Source organism: Palleronia pelagia (assembly GCF_900110115.1).
Classification (GTDB): Bacteria; Pseudomonadota; Alphaproteobacteria; order Rhodobacterales; family Rhodobacteraceae; genus Palleronia; species Palleronia pelagia.
This window is the reverse complement of the sequence record NZ_FOCM01000003.1, coordinates 452,590-476,309: the sequence shown is the minus strand read 5'-3', so window position 1 is coordinate 476,309 and position 23,720 is coordinate 452,590. Positions and strand designations below refer to the sequence as shown.

General features: G+C 65.7%; 20 protein-coding genes. 1 reads left to right on the top strand and 19 read right to left on the bottom strand.

What is annotated here, in order from left to right; all coding sequences use genetic code 11:
- The 14 genes from BMX96_RS09395 to secE form a co-directional block, all read right to left on the bottom strand.
- The coding region (locus tag BMX96_RS09395) for a GTP-binding protein (protein ID WP_139209967.1) at positions 1-542 on the bottom strand (542 nt) is incomplete at its 3' end.
- A 92-nt stretch (positions 543-634) separates the two neighbouring features.
- Positions 635-2,776, bottom strand: coding sequence for an elongation factor G (fusA, locus tag BMX96_RS09390; protein WP_091845232.1), 2,142 nt, complete (start codon positions 2,774-2,776; stop codon positions 635-637).
- A 60-nt stretch (positions 2,777-2,836) separates the two neighbouring features.
- Positions 2,837-3,307: a 30S ribosomal protein S7 gene (gene rpsG, locus BMX96_RS09385; RefSeq protein WP_073127484.1), complete on the bottom strand. Its 471-nt coding sequence runs from the start codon at positions 3,305-3,307 to the stop codon at positions 2,837-2,839.
- A gap of 12 nt (positions 3,308-3,319) precedes the next feature.
- Positions 3,320-3,691, bottom strand: a complete 372-nt coding sequence (gene rpsL / locus BMX96_RS09380) for a 30S ribosomal protein S12 (RefSeq protein WP_036175706.1) — start codon at positions 3,689-3,691, stop codon at positions 3,320-3,322.
- A 334-nt stretch (positions 3,692-4,025) separates the two neighbouring features.
- On the bottom strand, positions 4,026-5,495 hold the full coding sequence (nhaC, locus tag BMX96_RS09375) for a Na+/H+ antiporter NhaC (protein WP_091845231.1): 1,470 nt from the start codon (positions 5,493-5,495) through the stop codon (positions 4,026-4,028).
- A gap of 219 nt (positions 5,496-5,714) precedes the next feature.
- The gene (gene rpoC, locus BMX96_RS09370; protein ID WP_091845230.1) at positions 5,715-9,959 is read right to left on the bottom strand and encodes a DNA-directed RNA polymerase subunit beta'; all 4,245 of its coding nucleotides are present in this window, start codon (positions 9,957-9,959) and stop codon (positions 5,715-5,717) included.
- Between the two features lie 79 nt (positions 9,960-10,038).
- The gene (gene rpoB / locus BMX96_RS09365) at positions 10,039-14,190 is read right to left on the bottom strand and encodes a DNA-directed RNA polymerase subunit beta (RefSeq protein ID WP_091845229.1); all 4,152 of its coding nucleotides are present in this window, start codon (positions 14,188-14,190) and stop codon (positions 10,039-10,041) included.
- 330 nt (positions 14,191-14,520) lie between these two features.
- Positions 14,521-14,901, bottom strand: coding sequence for a 50S ribosomal protein L7/L12 (gene rplL / locus BMX96_RS09360; protein ID WP_073127475.1), 381 nt, complete (start codon positions 14,899-14,901; stop codon positions 14,521-14,523).
- A 60-nt stretch (positions 14,902-14,961) separates the two neighbouring features.
- Positions 14,962-15,480: a 50S ribosomal protein L10 gene (gene rplJ / locus BMX96_RS09355; RefSeq protein WP_073127473.1), complete on the bottom strand. Its 519-nt coding sequence runs from the start codon at positions 15,478-15,480 to the stop codon at positions 14,962-14,964.
- Between the two features lie 291 nt (positions 15,481-15,771).
- On the bottom strand, positions 15,772-17,298 hold the full coding sequence (locus BMX96_RS09350) for an FAD-dependent oxidoreductase (RefSeq protein ID WP_175481699.1): 1,527 nt from the start codon (positions 17,296-17,298) through the stop codon (positions 15,772-15,774).
- Positions 17,299-17,502: 204 nt separating this feature from the next.
- Positions 17,503-18,204, bottom strand: a complete 702-nt coding sequence (rplA, locus tag BMX96_RS09345) for a 50S ribosomal protein L1 (RefSeq protein WP_091845227.1) — start codon at positions 18,202-18,204, stop codon at positions 17,503-17,505.
- The gene (rplK, locus tag BMX96_RS09340) at positions 18,204-18,629 is read right to left on the bottom strand and encodes a 50S ribosomal protein L11 (protein ID WP_073127465.1); all 426 of its coding nucleotides are present in this window, start codon (positions 18,627-18,629) and stop codon (positions 18,204-18,206) included. The genes rplA and rplK overlap by 1 nt, the downstream gene beginning before the upstream one ends.
- 137 nt (positions 18,630-18,766) lie before the next feature.
- Positions 18,767-19,300: a transcription termination/antitermination protein NusG gene (gene nusG, locus BMX96_RS09335; RefSeq protein WP_073127462.1), complete on the bottom strand. Its 534-nt coding sequence runs from the start codon at positions 19,298-19,300 to the stop codon at positions 18,767-18,769.
- A 169-nt stretch (positions 19,301-19,469) separates the two neighbouring features.
- Entirely contained in the window at positions 19,470-19,670 is a 201-nt protein-coding gene (secE, locus tag BMX96_RS09330) for a preprotein translocase subunit SecE (protein ID WP_073127461.1), read from the bottom strand.
- Positions 19,671-19,804: 134 nt separating this feature from the next.
- On the opposite strand from secE, the gene BMX96_RS09325 reads away from it, so the two are divergent.
- A complete protein-coding gene (locus tag BMX96_RS09325) occupies positions 19,805-20,164 on the top strand; it encodes a nuclear transport factor 2 family protein (RefSeq protein WP_091845226.1) in 360 nt (119 codons plus the stop codon).
- Here BMX96_RS09325 and BMX96_RS09320 read toward each other — a convergent pair.
- The 5 genes from BMX96_RS09320 to BMX96_RS09300 all read right to left on the bottom strand — a co-directional run bounded on the left by BMX96_RS09320 (position 20,161) and on the right by BMX96_RS09300 (position 23,600).
- Entirely contained in the window at positions 20,161-20,595 is a 435-nt protein-coding gene (locus BMX96_RS09320; protein ID WP_091845225.1) for a hypothetical protein, read from the bottom strand. The two genes, BMX96_RS09325 and BMX96_RS09320, sit on opposite strands and share 4 nt — an antisense overlap.
- A 197-nt stretch (positions 20,596-20,792) precedes the next feature.
- Positions 20,793-21,236 carry a YtoQ family protein gene (locus BMX96_RS09315; protein WP_091845224.1) on the bottom strand — a complete coding sequence of 148 codons (444 nt, stop codon included), beginning with the start codon at positions 21,234-21,236 and terminating at the stop codon, positions 20,793-20,795.
- Positions 21,233-22,195: an acetyl-CoA carboxylase carboxyltransferase subunit alpha gene (locus tag BMX96_RS09310; protein WP_091845223.1), complete on the bottom strand. Its 963-nt coding sequence runs from the start codon at positions 22,193-22,195 to the stop codon at positions 21,233-21,235. Before BMX96_RS09310 ends, BMX96_RS09315 begins: the two co-directional genes overlap by 4 nt.
- Positions 22,196-22,269: 74 nt before the next feature.
- A complete protein-coding gene (locus BMX96_RS09305; protein ID WP_407944661.1) occupies positions 22,270-22,647 on the bottom strand; it encodes a VOC family protein in 378 nt (125 codons plus the stop codon).
- On the bottom strand, positions 22,644-23,600 hold the full coding sequence (locus tag BMX96_RS09300) for an L-malyl-CoA/beta-methylmalyl-CoA lyase (RefSeq protein WP_091845222.1): 957 nt from the start codon (positions 23,598-23,600) through the stop codon (positions 22,644-22,646). The genes BMX96_RS09305 and BMX96_RS09300 overlap by 4 nt, the downstream gene beginning before the upstream one ends.
- Between the last annotated feature and the right edge of the window lie 120 nt (positions 23,601-23,720).

Genomic DNA, 23,720 nt, shown 5'->3' with positions numbered 1-23,720 from the left:
ATCTCGGGGTTCTCGCCGTTCATCGCGGCCAGGGCCGAGCCCGGGATGACCGGGATGTCGTCGCCGGGATACTCGTAGGAGGACAGCAGCTCGCGGATTTCCATCTCGACGAGCTCCAGCAGCTCCTCGTCATCCACCTGGTCGACCTTGTTCATGTAGACCACGATCGCGGGGATGCCGACCTGGCGGCCCAGCAGGATGTGCTCGCGCGTCTGCGGCATGGGGCCGTCGGCGGCGTTCACCACCAGGATCGCGCCGTCCATCTGCGCGGCGCCGGTGATCATGTTCTTCACGTAGTCGGCGTGGCCGGGGCAGTCCACGTGGGCATAGTGGCGGGCCTCGGTCTCGTACTCCACGTGCGCGGTCGAGATCGTGATGCCGCGGGCCTTCTCCTCGGGCGCGCCGTCGATCTGGTCGTAGGCGCGGAAGTCGCCGAAATACTTGGTGATCGCCGCGGTCAGCGTCGTCTTGCCGTGGTCCACGTGACCGATGGTCCCGATGTTCACGTGCGGTTTGTTGCGTTCGAACTTTGCCTTCGCCATTGCGTGGGCTCCTTCTTTTCGTCTGGTGGGTGGCGGGGTCGTCCCCCGCCCTACGGTGGTTGGGTAGGGCGGGGTTCACCCCGCCGCCCCGCTTATGCGTACTTGCTCTGGATCTCTTCCGAGATGTTCTGCGGAACGGGCTCGTAGTGATCGAAGAGCATGGTGAACTGGGCGCGGCCCGACGACATCGAACGCAGGTTGTTGATGTAGCCGAACATGTTGGCCAGCGGCACGAAGGCGTTGATGACGATCGCGTTGCCGCGCGTCTCCTGGCCCTGCACCTGACCCCGACGCGAGGTCAGGTCACCGATGATGTTGCCGGTATATTCCTCAGGGGTCACGACCTCGACCTTCATGATCGGCTCGAGCAGCTTGGCGCCGGCCTTCTTCATGGCCTCGCGCATCCACTGACGCGATGCGATCTCGAAGGCCAGGACCGACGAGTCCACGTCGTGGAACTTGCCGTCGATCAGCGCGACCTTGAAGTCGATGACCGGGAAGCCCGCCAGCGGACCGGAGTCCATGACCGACTTCACGCCCTTCTCGACGCCGGGGATGTATTCCTTCGGCACCGCGCCGCCGACGATGCGGCTTTCGAACGAGAAGCCTTCGCCCGGCTCGGTCGGGGTGATGATCATCTTCACCTCGGCGAACTGCCCCGAACCACCCGACTGCTTCTTGTGGGTGTAGGTGTGCTCGGCTTCCTTCGACACGGTTTCACGATAGGCCACCTGCGGCGCACCGATGTTGGCCTCGACCTTGAACTCGCGCTTCAGGCGGTCGACCAGGATGTCCAGGTGAAGTTCGCCCATGCCTTTCATGATGGTCTGGCCCGACTCCAGGTCGGTCTCGACGCGGAAGGACGGATCCTCGGCCGCCAGACGCTGCAGGCCCGCGGACATCTTCTCCTGGTCAGCCTTGGTCTTGGGCTCGACCGCGATCTCGATGACCGGATCGGGGAAGGTCATGGTTTCCAGAACCACCTGCTTCTGGCTGTCGCACAGCGTGTCGCCGGTGGTCGTTTCCTTCAGGCCGGCCAGCGCGATGATGTCGCCCGCATAGGCGTTCTCGATTTCCTCGCGGTTGTTCGAGTGCATCATCATCATACGACCGATGCGCTCTTTCTTGCCCTTGGTCGAGTTCATGACCGAGTCGCCCTTGGACAGGTGACCCGAGTAGATGCGGGTGAAGGTCAGCGAGCCCACGAACGGGTCGTTCATGATCTTGAACGCCAGCGCCGAGAACGGCTCATCATCGTCGGCGTGCCGGGCGATGTTGCGGGTCTCGGTCTCGTCATCGGGCGAGAAGCCCATGTAGGCGGGCACGTCGAGCGGACCGGGCAGGTAGTCGATCACCGCGTTCAGCAGGGGCTGCACGCCCTTGTTCTTGAACGCCGAGCCGGCCAGCACGGGCACGAAGGACATGGACAGCGTGCCCTTGCGGATCAGCGACCGCAGGGTCGGCAGATCGGGCTCTTCGCCTTCCAGGTACTTCTCCATCGCGTCGTCGTCCATTTCGACGGCGATCTCGATGAGCTCCTGGCGCATCTCCTCGGCACGATCCTTCAGCTCGTCGCGCACGTCCTGCACGACCCAGCTGGCGCCCAGGTCTTCACCCTTCCAGACCCACTCCTTCATGGTGACCAGGTCGACGATGCCTTCCAGCTGATCCTCGGCCCCGATGGGCATCTGGATCGGCGCGGGGGTGGCACCGGTGCGGTCCTTGATCATCTGGACGCAGTTGAAGAAGTCGGCGCCGATCTTGTCCATCTTGTTGACGAACACGATGCGCGGCACCTTGTAGCGGTCGGCCTGGCGCCACACGGTCTCGGTCTGCGGCTCGACGCCGGCGTTGGCGTCCAGCACGGCGACGGCGCCGTCCAGCACGGCCAGCGAACGCTCGACCTCGATGGTGAAGTCCACGTGGCCGGGGGTGTCGATGATGTTGAAGCGGAAGCCGGCTTCCTCGGGCGTGTCGCCGTAGATGCCGGTCGTGGTCTTGCCGTCCTCGGTGCGGAACCAGAAAGTGGTCGTCGCGGCCGAGGTGATGGTGATCCCGCGTTCCTGCTCCTGCTCCATCCAGTCCATCGTGGCGGCGCCGTCATGGACTTCGCCGATCTTGTGGGACTTGCCGGTGTAGAACAGGATGCGCTCGGTGCAGGTGGTCTTGCCGGCATCGATGTGGGCCATGATGCCGAAGTTGCGGTAACGGGCGAGCGAATAATCGCGGGGCATAGGAGCAGTCCTTGCTTTGGTACGGTGGTCCGCCGGCGACGGCGGGAAAACCCGCCGGTCTTACCAGCGGTAGTGGCTGAACGCCTTGTTGGCGTCGGCCATCTTGTGGGTGTCTTCGCGCTTCTTCACCGCCGAGCCACGACCGTTGACGGCATCGACCAGCTCACCGGCCAGACGCTCTTCCATGGTGTTCTCGTTGCGGGCGCGGCAGGCGTTGATCAGCCAGCGGATCGCCAGGGCTTCGCGGCGCTCGGGGCGCACTTCGACGGGCACCTGGTAGGTCGCACCACCCACGCGGCGCGAGCGGACCTCGACCGACGGTTTGATGTTGTCCAGGCTCTCGTGGAAGACCTCGACGGGCGACTTCTTGAGCTTGCCTTCGACCCGATCGAACGCGTTGTAGACGATGCGTTCGGCGACGGACTTCTTACCGTCAACCATCAGGTTGTTCATGAACTTGGTGATCACCTTATCGCCGAACTTGGCGTCGGGCAGGATCTCGCGCTTCTCGGCGGCGTGACGACGGGACATCTGTTAATCCTCTTACTTCGGACGCTTCGCGCCGTATTTCGAGCGGCGCTGCTTGCGGTCTTTGACACCTTGCGTGTCCAGCACGCCGCGCAGGATGTGGTAGCGAACACCGGGAAGGTCCTTCACACGACCGCCACGGATCAGCACCACCGAGTGCTCTTGCAGGTTGTGCGATTCGCCGGGGATGTAGCTGATGACCTCGTAACCATTGGTCAGGCGCACCTTGGCGACCTTCCGCATGGCCGAGTTCGGCTTCTTCGGCGTGGTGGTGTAAACGCGGGTGCAGACGCCGCGCTTCTGGGGGCAGCCTTCCAGGTGCAGCGACTTGGAGCGTTTGACTTTCGGCTGCCGCGGCTTGCGGATCAGCTGTTGGATCGTTGGCATTCCGGTGACTTTCCTCGGTGTTGCAACATCTAATTCTCATGGGGCGCGCGCACCCCGGTTCATCTTCTTCGCTACGCCTTGCGCGTCCGCAAAACGCAATCACCGCAACGGGCGCGGGCCCTTGCGGTTGGGTCTCAGAGGATCGGGGCGCCAGGGCCCGGATCGTGACCACGTCCTTCGATTTCACAACTGGCAGGGCATCGCCCGGACGCTCAGTTCGGGGCCGTATAGAACCCGAGTCGTCGGGTGTCAACAGCGCCCCTTACCGGAGGGTAAAAGGCCGCCGGACAGCGGGACCGGGGCGGCGCGCAAGGGGCCGCCCCGGTCGAAACGGTCAGGCCGTCTGGAGGTCGGCGATGTCCTCGCCGTCCGATTTCCACTTCTGCTTCTCTTCGTCAGATGCCTTGGGCGAGAAGAGACCGGTCCAGGCGTAGAAGATGCCGATCACCGGCGAGGCCCAGCAGGCGATGGCCAGCGGGATATAGAGCAGGTTCTCAAGATCGCCGCCCATGATCCCGAGCCCCAGGGCCGAGATCACGAAGGCGCCGCCCGCGTTCCACGGGATCAGCGGCGAGATCAGCGTACCGCCCTCCTCGATGCCGCGCGACAGGTTCAGCGTGGAATACCCCATCCCGCGATAGACCGGGCAGTACATCCGCCCCGGCAGCGCGATCGACAGGTAGGGGTCGCCCGCCACAACATTGGTGGCCGCCGCGGTCAAAGTCGCCGAGGTCTGGATGCCGGCAAAGGACTTCACGCTGGCGATGATCTTGTCGATCACGGCTTCCAGGCAGCGGGTCCGCTCCAGCGCTCCGCCGAAGCCGAGCGCCAGCAGGATCAGCGAGATGGTCCACATCATCGACTGGACCCCTCCCCGGTTCAACAGGTTGTCGATCTCGCTCACGCCCGTTTCGATCGAGAAGCCCGAGTTGGCATAGGCAAACACCGACTTCAGCCCCTCGCCCTGAAACATGATCGCCATGAGGCCACCCGCCAGGACACCTGCGAACAGCGACGGGATCGGCGGGTTCTTGGTCACGGCAAGGGCGATGACCAGAAGCGCGGGCACCAGAAGCCAGGGCGAGATCCAGAAGGCCTCGTCCAGGCCGCTGGTGATGGCGTTGATCTGCTCGAACGATCCACCGGCCGGGTCGATCAGCGTGTAGCCGGCGAAGATGTAGACCCCCAGCGCGATCAGCATCGCGGGGACAGTCGTGGGCATCATGTTGCGGATGTGGTCGAAGACGTTCGTCCCGGTGACCGCAGGGGCCAGGTTCGTCGTGTCAGACAGGGGCGAGATCTTGTCGCCGAAGAACGCGCCCGAAACCACTGCGCCGGCAGTCCAGTAGGCGGGCACCTCGAAACCGGCGCCGATGCCCATGAGTGCCAGGCCCACGGTTCCGACCGTACCCCACGACGTGCCGAGGCTGACCGAAACGATCGCGCACAGGATCATCGCGGCGGCGAGGAATATCGACGGGTTCAGCACCAGCAGGCCGTAGTAGATCAGCGTGGGCACGGTACCCGAGGCGATCCAGACCCCGATGATCATCCCGACAACGATCAGTACCGATACCGAAGGCAGGGAAATCTTGACCACGTGGAACAGCCCGTCCTCGATGCTGTCCCAGTCATGCCCGAGATACAGCGCCACGAGGCCGGTGATGGCGATGCCGATGGCCAGCGGAATATGCGGCACGAAATTGCCGAAGTAGAACAGCTGAAGCATCAGGATGGCGAGCGTCAGGACAATGGGCAGAAGCGCGAGCCCCAATCCCGGTTTGCGATATTCCTTGTTCGACATGGCCTTATCCCCTTTTTGGGTCGGTACGGTTTTTCCTCACAATTAGATAAAAGTGCGGCAGATCGGCGGTTGGGCAAACCCGATTTCAACGGGCGTTCCGACCGGAATCGGGAATTCGCCGGGAATTTGGCCTGACCGGCGCGCTATCCGTCGGTTTCCGCAAAGAAAAAGGCGCCCCGCGAGGGGGCGCCTTGATCCGTCCTGTGAAGGGCCGCGCGCTTATTCGTCGCGGCTCTCGGGCGTGTCCATCAGGCCCACGTCCATGGGCTGCTCGCCCATCACCTCTTCCTCGGGCGCAGCCAGGGCGGCGGCCGCTTCGGCCTCGGCCCGGGCGGCTTTCAGCACCTTCAGGTCGCGCTCGGCCGCGATGCGGCGCACGCGCTGGGTGGCCCCGCCGGTGCCGGCCGGGATCAGGCGACCGACGATGACGTTCTCTTTCAGGCCCACCAGCTTGTCGCGCTTGCCCTGCACCGAGGCTTCGGTCAGCACGCGGGTGGTTTCCTGGAAGGACGCCGCCGAGATGAAGCTGCGGGTCTGCAGCGACGCCTTGGTGATGCCCAGCAGGATCGGTTCGCCCTGTGCCGGACGGCCGCCCTTCTTGAGAGCCTTCTCGTTGGCCTCGTCGAACTCGGCCTTGTCCACGTGCTCGCCCTTCAGAAGCGTCGTCTCGCCCGAGTCCTGGATCTCCCACTTCTGCAGCATCTGGCGAACGATCACCTCGATGTGCTTGTCGTTGATCTTCACACCCTGCAGTCGATAGACGTCCTGCACCTCGTCGATCATGTAATCGGCCAGAGCTTCCACACCCAGGATCGACAGGATGTCATGGGGGGCGGGGTTGCCATCCATGATGTAGTCGCCCTTCTGCACGAAGTCGCCTTCCTGCACCGGGATGTGCTTGCCCTTGGGCACCATGTACTCGATCGGCTCGGCGTCGTCCTCGGCCGGGACGATGGCGATACGGCGCTTGTTCTTGTAGTCGCGGCCGAATTTCACGTAGCCATCCGCCTCGGCGATGATGGCGTGATCCTTCGGACGACGCGCTTCGAACAGTTCGGCCACACGCGGCAGACCACCGGTGATGTCCTTGGTCTTGGCGCCTTCACGCGGAATACGCGCGACCACGTCACCGGCCTTGATCTCGGACCCTTCCTCGACGGACAGGATGGCGTCCACCGACATCGGGTACGTGACCGGGTTGCCCTGGTCGTTGCGCACCGGCTCGCCGTCTTCGCCCACGATCAGGATCTCGGGCTTCAGGTCACCGCCTTTCGGCACCGACCGCCAGTCGCTGACGATCTTCTGGGTCATGCCGGTGGCGTCGTCGGTCTCGTCCCGCACCGAGATGCCGGTGACAAGGTCGACGAAGCGCGCGGTGCCCGCCTTCTCGGCGATGATCGGCAGGGTGTAGGGGTCCCACTCGAACAGCCTGTCGCCACGGCTGATCTTGGCGCCGTCCTCGACATGCATCGTTGTGCCGTAGCCCAGCTTGTAGGTCGCACGCTCGACGCCGTTCTCGTCGATGATCGCAAGGGTCATGTTGCGGCCCATGACGATCACCTGCCCGGCGTCGTTCTTCAGGGTCTGGGCGTTGCGGTACTCGGCCACGCCCTCCTGGCCAGCTTCCTGGAAGGATTGCTGGCCACCCTGTGCCACGCCGCCGATGTGGAACGTCCGCATGGTCAGCTGGGTGCCCGGCTCGCCGATGGACTGCGCCGCGATGATGCCCACGGCTTCGCCCTGGTTCACCATCGTACCGCGCGCCAGGTCACGACCGTAGCACATGGCGCAGACGCCTTCCTCGGCCTCGCAGGTCAGCGGCGAGCGGATGCGCGCCTCGGCCAGGCCGCTGGCCTCGACCATGTCGGCCTTGCGCTCGTCGATCAGCTCGCCCTCGGCGACGATCACCTCGTCGGTGGCCGGCCTGACCAGGTCCTCGGCCGCGACACGGCCCAGCACACGCTCGCCCAGCGACGCGACGATCTCGCCGTCGTTGACGGCGGCCCGCGCGGTCACGGCCCGGTCGGTGCCGCAATCATGCATGCGAACGATGCAGTCCTGCGCCACGTCCACCAGACGACGGGTCAGGTAACCCGAGTTCGCCGTCTTCAGGGCGGTGTCCGACAGACCCTTCCGCGCACCGTGGGTCGAGTTGAAGTACTCGAGCACGGTCAGGCCTTCCTTGAAGTTCGAGATGATCGGCGTCTCGATGATCTCGCCCGACGGCTTGGCCATGAGGCCACGCATGCCGCCCAGCTGCTTCATCTGGGTGACCGAGCCACGGGCGCCCGAGTGGGCCATCATGTAGACCGAGTTCGGCTCGTTCTCGGCGCCGTTCTCGTCGGTGCCGGGAGTCGAGATGGTCGACATCATCGCCTCGGTGACCTTGTCGTTACACTTCGACCACGCATCGACGACCTTGTTGTACTTCTCACCCTGGGTGATCAGGCCGTCCATGTACTGCTGTTCGAAGTCCTTCACCTGCTCGCGGGTTTCTTCCACGATCGGCCACTTCGTTTCAGGAATGACCATGTCGTCCTTGCCGAAGCTGATGCCGGCCTTGAACGCCTCGCGGAAGCCCATGGTCATGATCTGGTCGCAGAAGATGACCGACTCCTTCTGGCCGCAGTAGCGGTAGACGGTGTCGATGACCTGCTGCACTTCCTTCTTGCGCAGCAGACGGTTGACCAGGTCGAAGGGCGCCTTGGCGTTCAGCGGCAGAAGCGCGCCCAGGCGCACGCGGCCCGGCGTGGTTTCGAACCGCACCATCACCTCGTTGCCCTCGTCGTCGATCTGCGGCAGCCGCGCCTGGATCTTGGCGTGCAGGTGCACCTCGCCCGCGTCGAGGGCGTGCTGCACCTCGTCCACGTTCGAGAAGATCATGCCCTCGCCCTTCATGCCCTCGCGCTGCATCGTGATGTAGTACAGGCCCAGGATCATGTCCTGCGACGGCACGATGATGGGCGCGCCGTTGGCGGGCGACAGCACGTTGTTGGTCGACATCATCAGGACGCGCGCTTCCAGCTGGGCTTCCAGCGACAGCGGGACGTGCACGGCCATCTGGTCGCCGTCGAAGTCGGCGTTGAAGGCCGAGCAGACCAGCGGGTGAAGCTGGATCGCCTTGCCTTCGATCAGCACCGGCTCGAACGCCTGGATGCCCAGGCGGTGCAGGGTCGGTGCCCGGTTCAGCATGACCGGGTGCTCGCGGATGACCTCGTCGAGGATGTCCCAGACCTCGGGGCGCTCTTTCTCGACCAGCTTCTTCGCCTGCTTCACGGTCGACGACAGGCCCTTCGCCTCGAGCCGCGAGTAGATGAACGGCTTGAACAGTTCGAGCGCCATCTTCTTCGGCAGCCCGCACTGGTGCAGCTTCAGCTCGGGGCCGGTCACGATGACCGAACGGCCCGAGAAGTCGACGCGCTTGCCCAGCAGGTTCTGGCGGAACCGGCCCTGCTTGCCCTTCAGCATGTCCGACAGCGACTTCAGCGGGCGCTTGTTGGCGCCGGTGATGACGCGGCCGCGGCGGCCGTTGTCGAACAGGGCGTCGACGGATTCCTGCAGCATCCGCTTTTCGTTGCGGATGATGATGTCAGGCGCGCGCAGCTCGATCAGGCGCTTCAGGCGGTTGTTGCGGTTGATGACGCGGCGATACAGGTCGTTCAGGTCCGAGGTCGCGAAGCGGCCACCGTCCAGCGGAACCAGCGGGCGCAGCTCGGGCGGGATGACGGGAACGACGGTCAGCACCATCCATTCCGGGCGGTTGCCGGATTCGATGAAGTTCTCGACGATCTTCAGGCGCTTGATGATTTTCTTGGGCTTCAGTTCGCCGGTGGCTTCCTTCAGCTCCTCGCGCAGGCGCTCGGCCTCGGCCTCGAGGTCGATCATCGCCAGCATCTCGCGGATGGCCTCGGCGCCGATATTGGCGGTGAAGGCGTCCATGCCGTACTGGTCCTGGGCGTCCATGAACTCTTCCTCGGTCAGCATCTGACCGTAGGTGAGATCCGTCAGGCCCGGCTCGATCACCACGTAGTTCTCGAAGTAGAGAACCCGCTCGAGGTCGCGCAGGGTCATGTCCAGCATCAGGCCGATACGCGAAGGCAGCGACTTGAGGAACCAGATGTGGGCGCAGGGCGCGGCCAGCTCGATGTGGCCCATGCGCTCGCGACGGACCTTCTGCAGCGTCACCTCGACGCCGCATTTTTCGCAGACGACGCCGCGATACTTCATGCGCTTGTACTTGCCGCACAGGCACTCGTAATCCTTGATCGGTCCGAAGATGCGCGCGCAGAACAGGCCGTCACGCTCGGGCTTGAACGTGCGGTAGTTGATCGTCTCGGGCTTCTTGATCTCGCCGAAGGACCAGCTGAGGATCCGCTCGGGGCTCGCCAGCGATACCTTGATTTCGTCGAAGCTTTTCGGCGCCGCCATGGGCGAGAACGGGTTGGTGGTCAGTTCCTGGTTCATATTCTGTCCTAAGAGTTAGGGTGCGTCAGAGAGGGGAGTGAGGGACGATCCTTGGGGAAAGGATCGCCCCCGCCGCGGATCACTCCGCGTCTTCCTCCTCGTCCTCGGCATCCAGGAGTTCCATGTTCAGGCCGAGGCCGCGGACTTCCTTCACGAGAACGTTGAAGCTCTCGGGGACGCCCGCCTCGAAGTTGTCCTCGCCCTTGACGATGCTCTCGTAGACCTTGGTCCGGCCCGCCACGTCGTCGGATTTCACCGTCAGCATCTCCTGCAGGGTGTAGGCCGCGCCGTAGGCTTCCAGCGCCCAGACCTCCATCTCGCCGAAGCGCTGACCGCCGAACTGGGCCTTGCCGCCCAGCGGCTGTTGGGTGACCAGACTGTAGGGTCCGGTCGACCGCGCGTGGATCTTGTCGTCCACCAGGTGGTGCAGCTTCAGCAGGTACTTGATCCCCACCGTCACCTTCCGGCTGAACGCCTCGCCCGTGCGGCCGTCGAACAGCAGCGACTGGCCCGAGGTGTCGAAGCCGGCACGCGCCAGGCTGTCGTTCACATCGGCCTCTTTCGCGCCGTCGAAGACCGGCGTGGCGATCGGAACACCGCGGGTGACGTTGCCGGCCATTTCCAGCAGCGCGTCATCTTCGGCGCCCTCGATGCCCTCGGCGAAGACGTCGTCGCCATAGGCGATCTTCATCGCGTCGCGCACCGGGGTCATGTCACCGTTGCGGCGATAATCGTCCAGCGCCTCGTCCACCTTCAGACCCAGACCGCGCGCGGCCCAGCCCATGTGGGTTTCGAGGATCTGACCGACGTTCATGCGCGACGGCACGCCCAGCGGGTTCAGGACGAAGTCGACCGGCGTGCCATCGGCGAGGAACGGCATGTCCTCCATCGGCACCACCTTCGAGATCACGCCCTTGTTGCCATGACGGCCGGCCATCTTGTCGCCCGGCTGAAGCTTGCGCTTCACCGCGACGAAGACCTTGACCATCTTCATCACGCCCGGCGGCAGGTCGTCGCCACGACGCACCTTCTCGACCTTGTCCTCGAAACGCGCGTCGAGCGCGCGCTTCTGCGCCTCGTACTGCTCGTTCAGGGCTTCCATGATCTTGGCGTCGTCCTCGTCCTCGAGGGCGAGCTGCCACCACTGGCCGCGGCTCAGCTGGTCATCCAGAAGCGCCTCGTCGATCTTGGTGTTCGCCTTGACGCCCTTGGGGCCCTTCACGGCGGTCTTGCCCAGGATCAGCTCGCGCAGGCGGGCATAGATGTTGCGGTCGAGAATCGCCAGTTCGTCGTCGCGGTCGCGCGACAGGCGATCGATCTCTTCCCGCTCGATCTGCAGGGCCCGCTCGTCCTTCTCCACGCCGTGGCGGTTGAAGACGCGCACTTCCACGACCGTGCCGTAGTCACCCGGCGGCAGACGCAGCGAGGTATCGCGCACGTCGCTGGCCTTTTCGCCGAAGATGGCGCGCAGGAGTTTCTCCTCGGGCGTCATCGGGCTTTCGCCCTTGGGCGTGATCTTACCCACAAGGATATCCGCAGGCCCGACCTCGGCGCCGATATAGACGATGCCAGCCTCGTCGAGGTTGCGCAGCGCCTCTTCGCCCACGTTCGGGATGTCGCGGGTGATCTCTTCCGGTCCCAGCTTGGTGTCACGGGCGGCGACCTCGAACTCCTCGATATGGATCGAGGTGAAGACGTCGTCGCGGGTGATCCGCTCGGAAATCAGGATGGAATCCTCATAGTTATAGCCGTTCCACGGCATAAACGCGACGACCACGTTCTTGCCCAGGGCCAGCTCGCCCAGGTCGGTCGACGGACCGTCGGCGATAACTTCGCCCTTGCCGACGCTGTCGCCCACCTTCACCAGCGGACGCTGGTTGATGCAGGTGTTCTGGTTCGACCGCTGGAACTTGCGCAGGCGGTAGATATCCACACCGGCGTCGCCCAGTTCCAGGTCCTCGGTGGCCCGAATCACGATACGCTGGGCATCGACCTGGTCGATGACCCCGCCGCGCCGCGCCATGATCGCGGCACCCGAGTCGCGGGCGACGATTTCCTCGATCCCGGTGCCGACCAGCGGCGCCTCGGCCCGCAGAAGCGGAACCGCCTGGCGCTGCATGTTCGACCCCATCAGGGCGCGGTTGGCGTCGTCGTTTTCAAGGAACGGGATCAGCGAGGCGGCGACCGAGACCAGCTGCTTGGGCGACACGTCGATCAGGTCGACATTCTCGACCGGGGCCAGCGTGTAGTCGCCCGACTGGCGGGTGTTCACCATCTCGTTCACGAACTTGCCGGCGTCATCCAGCGTCGCGTTAGCCTGCGCCACGGTGTGACGCATTTCCTCGGTGGCGGACATGTAGTGAACCTCGTCGGTCACCTGCCCGTCCTTCACCACGCGATAGGGCGTCTCGATGAAGCCGTACTTGTTCACCCGGGCGAAGGTCGCCAGCGAGTTGATCAGGCCGATGTTCGGGCCTTCCGGCGTCTCGATCGGGCACATCCGGCCATAGTGGGTCGGGTGCACGTCGCGCACCTCGAAGCCGGCACGCTCGCGGGTCAGGCCGCCCGGTCCAAGGGCCGACAGGCGGCGCTTGTGGGTGACTTCCGACAGCGGGTTGGTCTGGTCCATGAACTGCGACAGCTGCGACGAGCCGAAGAACTCGCGCACGGCGGCGGCCGCGGGCTTCGCGTTGATCAGGTCCTGCGGCATGACCGTATCGATCTCGACCGACGACATGCGCTCCTTGATGGCGCGTTCCATGCGCAGCAGGCCGACGCGGTACTGGTTCTCCATCAGCTCGCCGACCGAGCGCACCCGGCGGTTGCCCAGGTGGTCGATGTCGTCGATGTCGCCGCGGCCGTCGCGCAGGTCCACCAGAGCCTTGATGCAGGCGACGATGTCTTCGCGGCGCAGGGTGCGCTGCGTGTCCTCGGCGTCGAGGTTCAGGCGCATGTTCATCTTCACCCGGCCCACGGCGCTGAGGTCATAGCGCTCGGCGTCGAAGAACAGGGTGTCGAACAGGGTGCTGGCGGCCTCGACGGTGGGCGGCTCGCCCGGGCGCATGACGCGGTAGATGTCCATCAGCGCCGTGTCACGGTTCAGGTTCTTGTCCTGTGCCATGGTGTTGCGCATGTACGGGCCGACCGTGACGTTGTCGATGTCCAGCACCGGGATGTCGGTGATGCCGGCCTCGATCAGCTCGTGCAGGGTGCCACCGGTGACGGCGCCGTCCTTGTCGGTTTCCCAGGTGAGCTCGTCACCCGCCTCGACGTAGATCGCGCCGGTTTCCTCGTTGATGATGTCGCGGGCGACGAAGCGGCCGACGATCTGGTCGAACGGCAGCAGAAGCTGGGTCACTTCGCCTTCGTCGATCAGCTTCTTCACGGCGCGCGGGGTCACCTTCTTGCCCGCCTCGGCGATCACTTCGCCCGACTTGGCGTCGACCAGGTCATAAGCGGGACGCGTGCCGCGCACGCGCTCGGGGAAGAACTTGGTCACCCAGCCCTTGTTCTTCTCGAGCTTGAAGTCGACGGTATCGTAATACGCGTCCATGATCGCTTCCTGGTCGAGCCCCAGGGCATAAAGAAGCGTCGTCACCGGCAGTTTGCGGCGACGGTCGATGCGCGCATAGACAAGATCCTTGGCGTCGAACTCGAAGTCCAGCCACGAGCCGCGATAGGGAATGATGCGGCAGGCGAACAGCAGCTTGCCCGAGCTGTGTGTCTTGCCCTTGTCGTGGTCGAAGAAGACGCCGGGCGAGCGGTGCATCTGCGACACGATGACGCGCTCGGTCCCGTTCACCACGAAGGTACCGTTCGGCGTCATCAGGGGCATGTCGCCCATGAACACGTCCTGCTCCTTGATGTCCTTGACGGACTTGGCGCCGGTATCCTCGTCCACATCGAACACGATCAGGCGCAGGGTCACCTTCAGCGGCGCGCTGTAGGTCATGTCGCGCTGCTGACATTCCTCGACGTCGTATTTCGGCTTTTCCAGCTCGTACTTGACGAATTCCAGGACGGCGGTCTCGTTGAAGTCCTTGATCGGAAAGACCGACTGGAACACGCCCTTGATGCCTTCGCCGTCCATCGGCTCGAGCTGGTCGCCCGACTTCAGGAAGAGATCATAGCTGGATTTCTGAACCTCGATGAGGTTCGGCATTTCCAGGACTTCCCGGATCTTGCCGTAATATTTACGAAGCCGCTTCTGGCCAAGGTAGCTGGACGCCATGGGGGTATCACCTTTGCTTTTCGTGGGCGGCACGACCCTTGGGGCGGGGCCGCGCGTCCTGACGAAACGGGGGCAGTGGATCCATACCTGGCGACCGTCCCACCGGTCGCCGCCCGATCCCTTGCCGCACCTGAGAGAGGGTCATGGGCCACCATGGCCCTCTCTGAGACGCGGAAGGCTGGCCCCGAAAACGGGACCAGCCGGTTTGTTTCGCGGGCCCTTGCGCGACATCGCAGCCCTGAAGGTTCCGATGCCACCCTGGCCGCGCGCGCCCCGGGCAACGCGCCCCGGATCAGGTCCGGGGCCTGCGCCGCGCCGCGGGCGCGTCGATTACTTGAGCTCGATCTCGGCGCCAGCTGCTTCCAGCTTGCCCTTGATCTCTTCGGCTTCGGCTTTGTCGACGCCTTCCTTGACGGGCTTGCCGCCGGCTTCGACCAGTTCCTTGGCCTCTTTCAGGCCCAGGCCGGTGATGGCGCGGACTTCCTTGATCACGTTGATCTTCTGAGCGCCGGCGCTCTTCAGGATCACGTCGAATTCGGTCTGCTCTTCTTCGGCGGCGCCACCGGCGTCGCCAGCAGGGCCGGCCATCATCACAGCGCCGCCAGCGGCGGGCTCGATGCCGTATTCATCCTTCAGGATGGTTTTCAGTTCCTGGGCCTCGAGAAGGGTCAGACCCACGATCTCTTCGGCAAGTTTCTTCAGATCAGCCATTTGATTGGTTCCGTTCGTTTAGATGTGTTCCAGCAATCCGGGTTCAAGACCCGGACGGGATCAGGCCGCCTCGGCCCGCTCCTCGATGGTCGACAGGATGCTTGCGATGTTCGAAGCAGGCGCGCCAATGGCCCCCGCGATGTTGGATGCGGGCGCGCCGATGCAGCCCACGATGGAAGCGATAAGCTCCTCGCGGCTGGGCATCTTCGCAACCGCCGCCACACCGGCGCGGTCCAACGCGTTCTCGCCCATGGCACCGCCCAGGATCTCGAATTTCGAGTTATCCTTGGCGTAGTCCTCGGCCACCTTGGCCGCAGCCACGGGGTCCTCGGAATAGGACAGAACGGTCATGCCCGTCAGAAGGTCAGCCAACGAAGCGTTCGGCTTTCCCTCAAGGGCGATCTTGGCGAGCTTGTTCTTGGCAACGCGGACGGACCCGCCCGCTTCACGCATACGCGCGCGCAGGTCCTGCATCTCGGCAACCGTGAGGCCCGTGTAGTGGGCAACCACTACGACGCCAGAGCTTTCGAAGATCTGGCCGAGTTCCTCGACCACTTTCTCTTTCTGGGCTCTATCCACAGTTTCACTCCAAGTTTGGAGGGCAACCCCTCCGGCTCGTTCAGCCGGACTGTTGTTCAGCCCGACCATGCGGTCCGAACGGGTCGTCACATCCCCAAACCGGCACCGATCGCGGGGCCGATAAAAAAATGTCTCTTCCCGTCTCGGGCAGGAATTACGTGCCGGGCTGGCCCGGCGCACCCACCGTCTCGGACGAATGCGAACCCCCGCGCGAATCGCACGGGGGAACGACAGGAGCCTATTAGGCCGTTCGCGCCGGATTGCCAACCCGACCCAGCCAGTTTTCGCCGCTCAGGCGTCCGCAACCGGCCCGGTGCCCGCCATCTCCAGCGTCAGCTTCGTCAGGTCGTCGTCGAAGCCCAGCGCCAGCACCGCCGCCTTGCGCCCGCCCGTCACGTATTCGACCTGGAAACTGTCGCCATCGGGCGCGCCGCGCGCGTCGTCCCAGGATTCGGCATGGCCGGTATAGCTGTAGGATCCGTTCGGCTGCTGCATCGACCAGAAGAACGGCGTGCCCTCATAGCGCGCGCCCTGCCCCAGCATGTTGCGCGCCGCCAGCTCGCCCAGTTCCTGCGCGAAGCGCCAGTGCTCGATCCGCACGTCGCCCCAGGGCGTGGGCAGCTGCGCGATGTCGCCCGCGGCATAGATGTCCTCGACCCCCGCCACGGCCAGCTTGTCATCCACGCCGATGCCGCCGTCCTGGAGCGTCTCGAACGGCAGCCACTCGGTCCGCGGCTTGGCCCCGATGGCCACGATCGCGATGTCGCACGGGATGCTGTCGCCCCCCTCGGTCTCGAGCGCCTCGACCCGGCGCGACCCGGCAAAGCCAGTGACCTTGGTCCCGGTCCGCATCTCGATGCCCGCCTCGCGGTGCTCGGCCAGCAGCCGGTCGCCGAAGGCTTCGCCGAACAGCTTGGCCAGCGGGCGCGCCTCGGGCGTGACCACAGTGACCTCGACACCGTCGCGCTTGTTCAGGTTGGTCGCGGCTTCGAGCCCGATGAAACCCGCCCCGACGATGGCCACCCGCACCGGCCCCGCCTTGGCGCGGCTCTCGATATCCTCGCGCAGCGCGTCGGCATCGGCCATGCCCCGGATCATGTGGATGCCTTCCAGATCGGCCCCCGGCACGTCCAGCTTGCGCGGGTCGCAGCCCGTGGCGATCAGCAGCGCGTCATAATCCAGCGACACGCCCCCGTCGAGGTTCACGGTCTTCAGCGCCGGCGTGATGCCGGTCGCGCGGCCCTTCACCACCTCGATACCCAGCTTGGCGACGGTGCTTTCGTCGCGCAGGGCAGGCGTCTCGCCGCTGTTGAGGTATCCCTTGGAGAACCCCGTGCGGTCCAGCGGCACGGGCCCCTCGTCGGTCACCACGTTGATGGTGCCCTCGAACCCCTCGCGGCGCAGGGTCTCGGCGGCGCGCCAGCCGGCGGCGCCGGAGCCCAGGATGACGAAGCGGCGCGGGTCGTCGCCGCGGCCCGCATGGGCGGGCAGCGGGTGTTCCGGCTGATCGGGCTCGACGGTGACATACACGTCCTCGCCGTCCACCCGCACCGGATAGCTGGCGATGGACTCGCAGGCCGGGGGCGCCAGCAGGTCGCCGCTTTCCAGGTCGAACATCGCGCGGTGGGCGGGGCAGATCAGCTTGCCGTCCTTCACCGCGCCCATCTTCAGCGGCACGCCCTTGTGGGGGCAGGTCGCGGCAACGGCGAAGACGCTGCTGGCCTGACGGACCAGCACGACCTTGCGGTCGCCGGCCGTGACCTCGGTCGGATCGTTCTCGGGCAGGTCGGACAGGGTGGCGGCGCGATGTTCGGTCATGGGGCACTCCTTCTGGGCAGCCCCGCGGCTTCCCGCGGGCGGGTTCATTGGATCTTGGCCCACCAACACCCGACCCGCCGGATTGATCCCCGCCGCCGCCGGGCCGCAATGTCGCAAGCCCCGCGCGCCAACGAAGAAGGGGCGCGCCCGGTGCCGGACGCGCCCCTTGATTTCCTCGACCGCCGCGAAGCGGTCGGATCGGTATCAGTCGTTGCCGGTGGCCGACACGACGTCCACGGTCACGCCGGGACCCATGCTCGAGCTCAGGGCGACCTGCTTCATGTAGGTGCCCTTGGCGCCGGCCGGCTTGGCCTTGCCCACGGCATCGACGAAGGCGCGCAGGTTGGCGGCCAGGGCCGACTCGTCGAACGACGCCTTGCCGATGCCCGCGTGCACGACGCCGGCCTTCTCGGCCTTGAACTGGACCTGTCCGCCCTTGGCGGCCTCGACGGCCTCCTTGACGTCCATGGTCACCGTGCCGACCTTGGGATTCGGCATCAGGTTGCGCGGGCCCAGGATCTTACCCAGGCGGCCCACGATGGGCATCATGTCGGGGGTGGCGATGCAGCGGTCGAAGTTGATCTGACCGTTCTGCACCTGCTCCATCAGATCCTCGGCGCCGACCACGTCGGCCCCAGCGGCCTGGGCTTCCTCGGCCTTGGGACCACGGGCGAAGACGGCGACGCGCACGTCCTTGCCGGTGCCCGCGGGCAGGGTGACCGTGCCGCGGACCATCTGGTCGGCGTGGCGCGGGTCGACGCCCAGGTTCATGGCGATCTCGATGGTCTCGTCGAACTTGGCGGTGGCGTGCGCCTTCACCAGCTTGACGGCCTCGTCCACCGACAGATTTTCCTTGCCGGCGAAAGCTTCCTTCTGCGCTTGGCGCTTCTTGCTGATCTTGGCCATTACTTCACCTCGATGCCCATGGAGGACGCGGAGCCCAGGATGATCTTCATCGCGCCCTCGACCGAGGTCGCGTTCAGATCCTTCATCTTCGCTTCGGCGATCTCGCGGACCTGCTTGACGGTCACGGTGCCCACAGTCTCGCGCGACGGGGTCTTGGCGCCCGACTGGATCTTGGCGGCCTTCTTCAGGTAGTACGACGCCGGCGGCGTCTTGATGTCCATCGTGAAGGACTTGTCCTGGTAGTAGGTGATCACGGTGGGGCACGGCGCGCCGGGCTCCATGTCCTGCGTCTTGGCGTTGAACGCCTTGCAGAATTCCATGATGTTGATGCCGCGCTGACCCAACGCGGGGCCGACGGGGGGCGAGGGGTTCGCTTTGCCCGCAGGCACTTGCAGCTTCATGCTGCCGACCTTCTTCTTGGCCATGGTGGCCTCCTTTCAATCGCGGCGGGGATGCTCCCCACCCTACAATCGCCCCTCAGACGGGGCATCTTGCCGTGGTTCGCCGCGCGCCCAAGGCCCGCAAGCTCCCACGTCGACGCGGCCGGGGTGACCCGGCCTGTTCAGACCTCTTTCGAGACCTGAGTGTACTCCAGCTCGACCGGCGTGGCGCGGCCGAAGATCGAGACGCTGACCTTCAGGCGCTGGTTGGCGTCGTCCACGTCCTCGACCATGCCGTCGAAGCCCTCGAACGGGCCGTCGGTTACTTTCACCTTCTCGCCGGTCTCGAAGCTGATCTCGATGCGCGGGGCGTCCTCGCCTTCCTGCACGCGGCCCAGGATCGCCTCGACCTCGGCGTCGCGCATGGGCATCGGGCGGCCCTGGGGGCCGAGGAAGCCGGTCACGCGGTTGATCGAGTTGATCAGGTGATAGGTGTGGTCGGCCAGTTCCATGTGCACCAGCACGTAGCCGGGCATGAACCGCCGCTCGGTGGTCACCTTCTTGCCGCGCCGGATCTCGATCACCTCTTCGGTGGGCACCAGCACCTCGTCGATCTCGTCCTCGAGCCCCTTGTCGGCGACTTCCGACCGGATCTGCTCGGCGATCTTCTTCTCGAAGTTCGACAGGACGCTCACGGAATACCAGCGTTTCGCCATCTGAGACCTTGCCTTCGCATCTATCGTTGCACTTGATCCCGCGTGTCGGCGCGGGCGCCCGGATAAAAAAGCGGCGTGCAACTCGAATCAGGTGCACGCCAGCAATTCCGGGATTTTCGGTCGTCTAACCGCCTCGGGCGCGGAACGCAAGCCCGCCGCGGCGGGCGGCTCAGCCCACGCTGTTCAGCAGCAGCTGCAGGCCCGAGCGGATCAGGAAATCCACGAAAAAGAAGAACACGGCCGTCAGCGACGCCATGATGAACACCATCACGGTGGTCAGAAGCACCTCGCGCCGGGTCGGCCAGACGACCTTGGCGATCTCGGCGCGGGTCTGCTGGATGAACTGGAACGGGTTGGTCTTGGCGGCCATTGGGCGGCTCCTCTCGGGTGTCGGGCACCAGATACGGGCTCGGGCCGCGCAGATCAAGCACCGCCGCGCCCCGGTCTTGCCAAGCGGCCGTCGCGCGGCGAAGACTGGACCCCGAGCAGACCGACGGGGGCAGGATGGGCGCAGAAGACGCCGTGCGCGCGACACTCGAACAGTTCATCGACGCCACGGCGCGCCGGGACCTGTCCCTGATGCGATCCTTGTTCCACGCCGATGCCGCGTTCTCCGGCCGGCTGGGCCAGCGCGAGGTCGTGGGCAGCATCTATCCGTTTTTCGATCACCTGGCCCAGAACGAGGTCTTCTCGACCTACGCCGCGCGGATCGTGGCGCTTTCGGCCGCCCCCGGCTGCGCCGGTGCCCGGCTCGAGCAGCGCGAACTTTTCGGCGCCACCTGGGACACGTTCCTGCACCTGCGCGACGGTTCGGAGGGCTGGCAGATCACGGCGATGCTCTCCTGCCCGCGCGACAGGCCCTAGCGGAAGCCCGACCCGTCCCACCGGAGCTGCAATGTCGCATAGCCGCTGGCGGCGGCGCCCGTGGCGCTGATGACCGGCGGCGTACCGGGATCGACCCACACATTCTCGACCGAAAGGCCCTGATGCTTCGGTTGCAGCAGGTCGCCTTCGCGCACGAAGATCGTGTAGGTACAGGCCGCCGCGCCGCAGAATTGCGACCGGCCGATCCCGCCCTGGCAGGACAGATGGTGGTCGAAAAGGATCAGGTCGGCGCGGCCGTCGCCGGTCAGGTCCCGCTCGATGATGCCCGCCGGGTCGAAGGATCCGGCCCCGCTGGCGCAGGCTTCGGTGATCCGTTCGCGCACCAGGTAGCGGGCGGCGTTGGAGGTCTGGGCGGCGACCGTCTGCGCCATGGCGGCCAACGCCATGACGGCGATCAGAATGCGTTTCATTGAAATGCTCCGGACAGAATGAACCGCCCGATGGTGCTGCGCCCGGCGACCACCGGTCAAGGCATTCGGGCTGACCGCCCCCGCGACCGTCGAAATCGGGCGCACCGATGACCGAGCCGCGCGTCGCACCCTGCACCACTGGTCTTCAAATACTCGATCCGACGATCCGCCAGGGGCCCGACGACGCCCCGCCGCGCCTAGCCCGGCAGCTTGCCCGTCAGAACGTAGCGCAGGCAGTCGACCACCTGCTCGGGGGTCTCGCAGACCGCGTTGGCGGCGGCGTCGACCTCTTTCAACGCGTGGGCGTGGTCCGGGCCGTGCAGGATGATCAGCGACTTGCCCAGCGCCGCGGCATAGCCCGCGTCGAAGGCGGCGTTCCACTGCTTGTACTGGTCGCCGAACCGCACGACGACCACGTCGGCCGCCTCGATCCCCATGCGGGTGCGGATGGCGTTCAGCGACGCGCCCTTGCGGTCGTGCCAGAACTTCTTGTCCTCGGGTCCCATGATGGCCACGCCGCAATCGTCGCTGGCCGCGTGATCGGTGACGGGCGCCGAGAACGTGACCCCGAGGCCGTCCGCCCCGCTTTCGATCCGCTCGCGCCAGTCGGTGTGGATTTCGCCGCTCAGGTAAACCTTCATGCCGCCAGCCCCTTGTCGCCCATGTTCACGTATTTCTGCCGCCGCTCGGCGCGCAGCCCGTCGCGGTCCAGCCCGCTCAGCTCGTCCAGCATCTGGCCGATGGCCTGCCCGACCGATTCGACGGCCGCCCGCAGGTCACGCTGCGCGCCGCCCTGTGGCTCAGAGATGATGCGGTCGATGACGCCCAGCTTCTTCAGGTCCTGCGCGGTCAGGCGCAGCGCTTCGGCGGCCTCGCGCATCTTGTCGGCGTCCTTCCACAGGATCGACGCGCAGCCCTCGGGCGAGATCACCGAGTAGACCGAGTGTTCCAGCATCGCGATCCGGTTGGCGGTGGCGAAGGCGACCGCGCCGCCCGATCCACCCTCGCCGATGATGACGCTGACCAGCGGCACGCCCAGCCCCAGGCAGGCCTGGGTCGAGCGGGCGATGGCTTCGGACTGGCCGCGTTCCTCGGCGCCCTTGCCGGGATAGGCGCCGGGCGTGTCGATCAGGGTGACCACCGGCAGGCCGAAGCGGTCGGCCATCTCCATCAGGCGGATCGCCTTGCGATAGCCCTCGGGCCGCGCCATGCCGAAATTCCGCTCGAGCCGCGACTTGGTGTCGTTGCCCTTCTCGTGGCCGATCACCATCACCGGCCTTCCGTCCAGTCGCGCAAGCCCGCCCATCACGGCGTGGTCGTCGGCGAAGTTTCGGTCGCCCGCCAGCGGCGTGAACTCGGTGAACAGGGTGCGGATATAGTCGATGCAGTGCGGCCGGGCCGGGTGCCGCGCCACCTGGCATTTCCGCCAGGGCGTCAGGTTCTTGTAGAGGTCGTCCAGCAGCTTGGCCGCCTTCTGGTCCAGCGCCTGGGCCTGCTCCTCCATGTCCGCGCTGTCCTCCTGCCGGGACATGTTGCGCAGCTCTTCTGCCTTGCCCTCGATCTCGGCCAGGGATTTCTCGAAGTCCAGGTAATGGGTCATCGGCGCTCTCCTTGGACCTTCAATTGGAACGCAAAGCGCGAATGGTCAAGCAGGGTGCCGGGTGAGGGGCGCGTTCAGGCCGGCGCGATCAGGTCCCACCGGTTGCCCCACGGGTCGCGGAACACGGCGACGCGGCCATAGGGCTCATTGCGCGGATCCTCCTCGAAGGTGCCGCCGGCGGCGGTGATGGCGGCGCGGTCGGCGTCGAAATCGCGGCTGTGCAGGAAGAAGCCGACGCGGCCGCCCGCCTGCTGGCCGATGGCCCCGGTCTGCGGGCCCTCGGCGCGCGCCAGCAGCAGGCTGGCCCCGCCGCCGGGCGGAGCGACGACCACCCAGCGCTTGCGGCCCTGGTCCTCGTCCGTCACCAGGTCGAAGCCGATGGCGGTGAAGAACGCGATGCCCGCGTCGTAGTCGGGCACCAGCAGCGCCACCAGCGGCAGGGACAGGCTCACCCCGCGATCATCTCGGACTGGCGCACGATGACCTCGGCCTGCCGGATCGACGCCAGGTCGACCAGGCGCCCCTTGTAGACGGCGGCACCCTGCCCGGTGCGCTTGGCCTCTTCCATGGCCTCGAGGATCTCGCGCGCCTCGCGCACCGCGTCGTCCGAAGGGGTGAAGACCTCGTTGGCCAGAGCCACCTGCTTGGGGTGGATCGCCCATTTGCCGACCATGCCCAGCGTGGCGGACCGCAATGCCTGCGCCCGGAACCCCTCGTCATCGCTGAAATCGCCGAAGGGCCCGTCCACCGGCAGCACCCCGTGGGTGCGGCAGGCCGCGACGATCGCCGCCTGCGCCCAGTGCCACGGATCGGACCAGTATTTCTGCCCCTCGCGGTGCATGTAGTAGTTTTCCTGCGTGCCGCCGATCCCGGTGGTCGCCATCCCCATGGAGGCCGCGAAATCCGCCGCGCCGAGGCTCATGGCCTGGAGGCGCGGGCTGGCGGCGGCGATCTCCTCGACATGGGCGATGCCGGCCGCGGTCTCGATGATGACCTCAAGCGCGACGGGTTTGGTGCGGCCCTTAGCGGCCTCGACCGCCGTGACCAGCGCGTCCACCGCGTAGATGTCGGCGGCGTTGCCGACCTTGGGGATCATGAACTGGTCGATCCGGTCTCCGGCCTGCTCCAGGATGTCGACGATGTCGCGGTACCAGTAGGGCGTGTCCAGCCCGTTGATCCGCACGCACAGATGCTTGGTGCCCCAGTCGATATCGCCGATGGCCTGGATGATGTTCTTCCGCGCCTCGGCCTTGTCGTCGGGACTGACGCTGTCCTCGAGGTCCAGGTTGATGACGTCGGCGTCGGACCGGGCCATCTTCTCGAAGATCGCCGGGCGCGAGCCGGGGCCGAACAGCTGGCAACGGTTGGGTCGGGCGGGCGGCTGGGGCTGGATACGGAAGGACATGGCGCGGTCTCGCAATATTGTGTCTGATACGTTGCTCGACCGGTTAGATTATTGCGCTCAATGCTGCAACCGCGAATAGGGTGCCGCTTGACAGCACGCCCGCCCTGCCCGATGGGACGA

What these genes read in the sequence shown, in the direction of transcription:
- fusA (WP_091845232.1), bottom strand. Translation starts at nt 2,776, where the DNA reads ATGCCCCGCGATTATTCGCTCGCCCGTTACCGCAACTTCGGCATCATG.
- rpsG (WP_073127484.1), bottom strand. Translation starts at nt 3,307, where the DNA reads ATGTCCCGTCGTCACGCCGCCGAGAAGCGCGAGATCCTGCCCGACGCC.
- rpsL (WP_036175706.1), bottom strand. Translation starts at nt 3,691, where the DNA reads ATGCCAACGATCCAACAGCTGATCCGCAAGCCGCGGCAGCCGAAAGTC.
- nhaC (WP_091845231.1), bottom strand. Translation starts at nt 5,495, where the DNA reads ATGTCGAACAAGGAATATCGCAAACCGGGATTGGGGCTCGCGCTTCTG.
- rpoC (WP_091845230.1), bottom strand. Translation starts at nt 9,959, where the DNA reads ATGAACCAGGAACTGACCACCAACCCGTTCTCGCCCATGGCGGCGCCG.
- rpoB (WP_091845229.1), bottom strand. Translation starts at nt 14,190, where the DNA reads ATGGCGTCCAGCTACCTTGGCCAGAAGCGGCTTCGTAAATATTACGGC.
- rplL (WP_073127475.1), bottom strand. Translation starts at nt 14,901, where the DNA reads ATGGCTGATCTGAAGAAACTTGCCGAAGAGATCGTGGGTCTGACCCTT.
- BMX96_RS09350 (WP_175481699.1), bottom strand. Translation starts at nt 17,298, where the DNA reads ATGACCGAACATCGCGCCGCCACCCTGTCCGACCTGCCCGAGAACGAT.
- rplA (WP_091845227.1), bottom strand. Translation starts at nt 18,204, where the DNA reads ATGGCCAAGATCAGCAAGAAGCGCCAAGCGCAGAAGGAAGCTTTCGCC.
- rplK (WP_073127465.1), bottom strand. Translation starts at nt 18,629, where the DNA reads ATGGCCAAGAAGAAGGTCGGCAGCATGAAGCTGCAAGTGCCTGCGGGC.
- nusG (WP_073127462.1), bottom strand. Translation starts at nt 19,300, where the DNA reads ATGGCGAAACGCTGGTATTCCGTGAGCGTCCTGTCGAACTTCGAGAAG.
- secE (WP_073127461.1), bottom strand. Translation starts at nt 19,670, where the DNA reads ATGGCCGCCAAGACCAACCCGTTCCAGTTCATCCAGCAGACCCGCGCC.
- BMX96_RS09325 (WP_091845226.1), top strand. Translation starts at nt 19,805, where the DNA reads ATGGGCGCAGAAGACGCCGTGCGCGCGACACTCGAACAGTTCATCGAC.
- BMX96_RS09320 (WP_091845225.1), bottom strand. Translation starts at nt 20,595, where the DNA reads ATGAAACGCATTCTGATCGCCGTCATGGCGTTGGCCGCCATGGCGCAG.
- BMX96_RS09315 (WP_091845224.1), bottom strand. Translation starts at nt 21,236, where the DNA reads ATGAAGGTTTACCTGAGCGGCGAAATCCACACCGACTGGCGCGAGCGG.
- BMX96_RS09310 (WP_091845223.1), bottom strand. Translation starts at nt 22,195, where the DNA reads ATGACCCATTACCTGGACTTCGAGAAATCCCTGGCCGAGATCGAGGGC.
- BMX96_RS09300 (WP_091845222.1), bottom strand. Translation starts at nt 23,600, where the DNA reads ATGTCCTTCCGTATCCAGCCCCAGCCGCCCGCCCGACCCAACCGTTGC.